General features: G+C 75.9%; 5 protein-coding genes and 1 pseudogene. 2 read left to right on the forward strand and 4 right to left on the reverse strand.

Annotated features, from left to right (window positions below):
• Window positions 1-127: pseudogene (locus ACI78S_RS25015) on the forward strand (IS481 family transposase); the annotation flags it as partial.
• A 33-nt stretch (window positions 128-160) separates the two neighbouring features.
• Here ACI78S_RS25015 and ACI78S_RS25020 read toward each other — a convergent pair.
• Together ACI78S_RS25020 and ACI78S_RS25025 are read right to left on the reverse strand one after the other, a co-directional pair.
• Window positions 161-385 (reverse strand): hypothetical protein, encoded by a 225-nt coding sequence (locus tag ACI78S_RS25020; protein WP_456977696.1) that lies wholly within the window; start codon window positions 383-385, stop codon window positions 161-163.
• A 119-nt stretch (window positions 386-504) separates the two neighbouring features.
• Window positions 505-1,023, reverse strand: a complete 519-nt coding sequence (locus tag ACI78S_RS25025) for a hypothetical protein (RefSeq protein WP_456977697.1) — start codon at window positions 1,021-1,023, stop codon at window positions 505-507.
• 158 nt (window positions 1,024-1,181) lie between these two features.
• On the opposite strand from ACI78S_RS25025, the gene ACI78S_RS25030 reads away from it, so the two are divergent.
• Window positions 1,182-1,682, forward strand: coding sequence for a single-stranded DNA-binding protein (locus tag ACI78S_RS25030; protein WP_456977698.1), 501 nt, complete (start codon window positions 1,182-1,184; stop codon window positions 1,680-1,682).
• 88 nt (window positions 1,683-1,770) lie between these two features.
• On the opposite strand, the gene ACI78S_RS25035 is transcribed toward ACI78S_RS25030, so the two are convergent.
• Window positions 1,771-2,823, reverse strand: coding sequence for a PD-(D/E)XK nuclease family protein (locus tag ACI78S_RS25035; RefSeq protein WP_456977699.1), 1,053 nt, complete (start codon window positions 2,821-2,823; stop codon window positions 1,771-1,773).
• A 216-nt stretch (window positions 2,824-3,039) separates the two neighbouring features.
• On the reverse strand, window positions 3,040-3,827 hold a 788-nt coding region (locus ACI78S_RS25040), incomplete at its 5' end, for a hypothetical protein (RefSeq protein ID WP_456977700.1).

Below are 3,827 nucleotides of genomic sequence, written 5' to 3' on the forward strand. Positions count from 1 at the left end.
AGAACGCGCCGCAGCCTTGCCCGGCTGGCTGCACGCCTACAACCATCACCGCAGCCACACCGCGATCGGCGGCCGGACCCCGATCAGCCGCATCACTGTCAACGACCTCGTGGGACAGAACACCTAGCGGCGGGCGTGCCGCGCTGCGGGAGCGGCGGCCTCAGCCCTGCCCGCGCCGGCGAGCGGGCCGGTCGGGCAGCCGGCCCGTGGCCTCGGCCCACGCGAGGATCTTGTCGCGGTGCCAGACCGGCACGTTGCCGCTGATGTAGCCGTCCTCGGGCGGCAGCACGTTGCGGTGGCGCCACATCGTCGGCGTGCGGCCGTCGACCTCGAGCATCCTGGCGATGTCGCGCAGGCCCACGACGTCGAGCCTCTGCTCGGGCACCCCGCCCCCTCCGTCCGGCACGATTCGGGGCGGCGTCGCTCCCGGGTCTACGGAGTCTCGCACCCGCGCTCGGGACGTCTCAAGATCATCCGCGGTGGCGTGTCGAGGATCTCGGCGGCTCAGCTGGGGTCGTGCCGCTCCCGCAGGCACTCCAGCGAGGCCTCGGCCCGGGCCTCGATGCCGCTGAAGAGGTTCGCGACGGCCAGCATCTCGCGGTGCACCGCGGCGACGTCGACCCGTTCGGAGGTGAACGCCGTCTGCAGGCGGATGAGCGCCCGCGAGGCGGTGGCCGCGTCGGCCTCGGCATCGGGCCACAGGTCCACGAGCGTCGCGGCCAGCGCGGCCCACTGCTGGAAGACGTCACCGGTGCCCAGCTCGACCGGCTCGCCGCGCAGCGGCCCCAGCTCGTCGGCGAGGCCGGCCAGCGAGAGCCGCAGGTACTCCCGCCAGGCGTCGAGGAACCGGTGGACGACCAGCTCCGCACCGGGGTCGCCGGCCGACATGCGGGCGTACAGCAGCGCCGCGTCCAGGCGGGCCCCCTCCCGCTGCCGGAACCGCCCGTGCGGGCCGTCCCAGGACAGGAGCACCAGGTGCACGTCGGCCGCCGCGGGGACCGCCGACTCCGGATCGCCTGCCACGGCCGAACCATAAGGCGACGGGCCGACAGCAGCGGTCTCCCTCCCCGGCGCGTCGACCGCTCCCGACCTCCCGCCGGACCCTCGGAAGTGTCGGTGGGTCGCCATAGCCTCCAGGCGCTCACCCCGAGCGATGCACCGACAACACGGAGGACCGGATCATGGCCGGCGATACTGTCATCACCGTCATCGGCAACCTGACCAGCGACCCCGAGCTGCGCTTCACGCCCTCGGGCGCGGCGGTCGCCAACTTCACCATCGCGTCCACCCCGCGCACCCTGGACCGCCAGACCCAGGAGTGGAAGGACGGCGAGGCGCTCTTCATGCGCTGCAGCTGCTGGCGGCAGATGGCCGAGAACGTCGCGGGCTCGCTCGTCCGCGGCTCGCGGGTCATGGCCCAGGGCCGGCTCAAGCAGCGCTCCTTCGAGACCAAGGAGGGCGAGAAGCGCACCGTCATCGAGATGGAGGTCGACGAGATCGGCCCGTCGTTGCGCTACGCGACGGCGACGATCGCGAAGGCGGCCCGTTCCGAGGGCCGTCCCGCGGCCGACTTCCGGGCCGGCGACGACTTCCGGGCGGGGGACGACGCCGGCCGAGGCGGCGCGCAGGACCCGTGGGCGGCCGTGCCGGTGGGCGCCACCGGCGAGGAGCCGCCGTTCTAGCGACCGACGACCGTCGAGACCGCCGAGGCCCAGGATCTCCCCGATCCTGGGCCTCGGCGGTTCGGCACGTGCCGGGTGCGCGGCGCGCTCAGGCGGCCGACGAGGTCACGTTCTTCGTCACGCGGATGGACTGCGGGCTGCGCGCCGTGCGGGTGGGGACGACCTCGCCCAGCTCGATCAGCCGCTCGACGGCGGCGTCCTTGTCGACCTGGGTGCGCAGGTTGCCGCCCGACCACTCGCAGTGCAGCTCGCCCGCCGGTCCGGACCGCCCCCGCAGCCGCTCCCGGGCGTACTCCTTGTGGCGCCGCGCCTCGCTCTCGGCGGTGCGCCATTCGTCGTAGTCCCGGACGGCCTCGACGTAGTCCTCCTCGGTGACCGTCAGCCGCGACTGCCGCGACAGCCCCGCCTCGGTCTCCGGGTCCACCGGCGGCCCCCAGCACGCGTCGAGGAAGGGGCACCAGTCGCACATGCTGTCGACGCCGGGCCCGAACCCGTCGCGGGGGACGGCGTCGGCGCCGTCGTCCTCCACCGTGCCGTAGACCTCGGCGAGCCACAGGATCGCCTCCGCGGTCAGCGCCGGGTCGTGGTCGGCCTCGAAGACGACGTCCTCCCCCGAGTCGCGGGACAGGTAGCGGATGCGCAGGCCCTCGACGTCGCACTCGGTGCCGGCGGGGAGCCGCCGGTCGTGGGTCTGCCCGGTGCGCAGCAGCCAGGCGTAGACGGCGACCTGGAACCAGTGCCGCAGCGGCACCCCGCGGGTGAGGACCTTCTCGAACCCGAACCGGGAGGTCGTCTTCAGGTCCTCGACGACGGGGGCGTGCCACCAGTCGGCGCGGCCCTTGACCTGCTCGCCCTTGAGGGCGACCTCGGTCAGCCCGCCGTACTGGCGGCGCAGCGCGCGCAGCACGCCGCGGTGCAGTTCGGTGCCCAGGAAGGCCTGCAGGCCGGTGTGGGTGTTGGTGGGTCGCCGGCGGGCGATCCGGTAGGCCGCCCGGCGCCGGCACTCCCCCAGCTCGGAGGCGCCGATCATCCGCTGGCGGGAGCGGGCCCGGCGGGCGTCGAGGTCGCGCACCGCGGCGGCCAGGCTGGGGGCGGCACGCCGTTCGGCGGCGGTGGGGCGGGCGGGCAGGACGGCGGTCATGGCTCTCCTCGTTCCGGGGTGGTGGTTCGGGGCGGCGTGGCGCGCGGGCGCCCTCAGGCGCCCGGCCGCCGGCCGCGGGCGTCGGGGGGGGGGGGGGGGGGGGCGGGGGGGGGGGGGGGGGGGGGGGGGGGGGGGGGGGGGGGGGGGGGGGGGGGGGGGGGGGGGGGTGGCCCCGGGGGGGGGGGGGGGGGCCCCCCCCGGCCCGGCGCGGTCCCGTCACGCGATCTCCTGCTGCCCGTCGGCCCGCTGGGAGGAGATGACGTCGCGCACCAGCGCGCTCAGCCGCTTGGTGGCCACCTGCTCGGCGGGGCGGCCGAACCGGTCGGCGATGTCGTCCCCGCTCACGCCCAGGCTCTCCAGGCTGGCGAGCACGCCCCGCCGAGCCGCGTTGACCCGGCAGTCCTTGGGGTCGTCGGGGTTCGGCGAGGACACCAGCAGCGGTTGCGGCGCCTTGGCCTCGCGCCCCGCGGCCGGGCGGGCGGCCGCGGTCCGGGCGGCGTCCACCACCGCGGCGCTCGCCGGCGTGCCGGCCCGGCTGGCCCGCCGCCCGGCGGGGTGGGCCTGCACCGACGCCTCGAGGAACTCCTCGTGCCGCGCCTGGATCAGCTCGGCGAGGGTGTAGTTCCCGCCGGGCGTCTCGACGTCGACCTGCAGCAGCGCGCTGCGGTTCGCCACGACCCACACCTCGCGCAGCTCGTCGTCGTCGCCGGCGTCCTGGATCCGCGCCACCAGGTCGGCGACGTCCGGCTCGCCGGTGCGGCTGCCGCGGCCGTCGGTCCTGCGGGTGCGGGCCTCGTCCTCGCGCTCGTGGTCGAGCAGCTCACCGCCGTGGAAGGAGACCAGGTCGCGCACGTGGGCGGTGCCCGGGTCGCACTTGAGCGCGTCGAAGACGAGCCATTCGAGCAGCCGGCCGGTGGCGTTGCGGTCGGTGATCTCCTTGGCCGGGTCGTCGTTGGGCTTGATCCCCACGTGCACGCTGCGGGCGCCGACCAGCAGCGGTCGGT

This window comes from Geodermatophilus sp. SYSU D00815 (assembly GCF_054050035.1).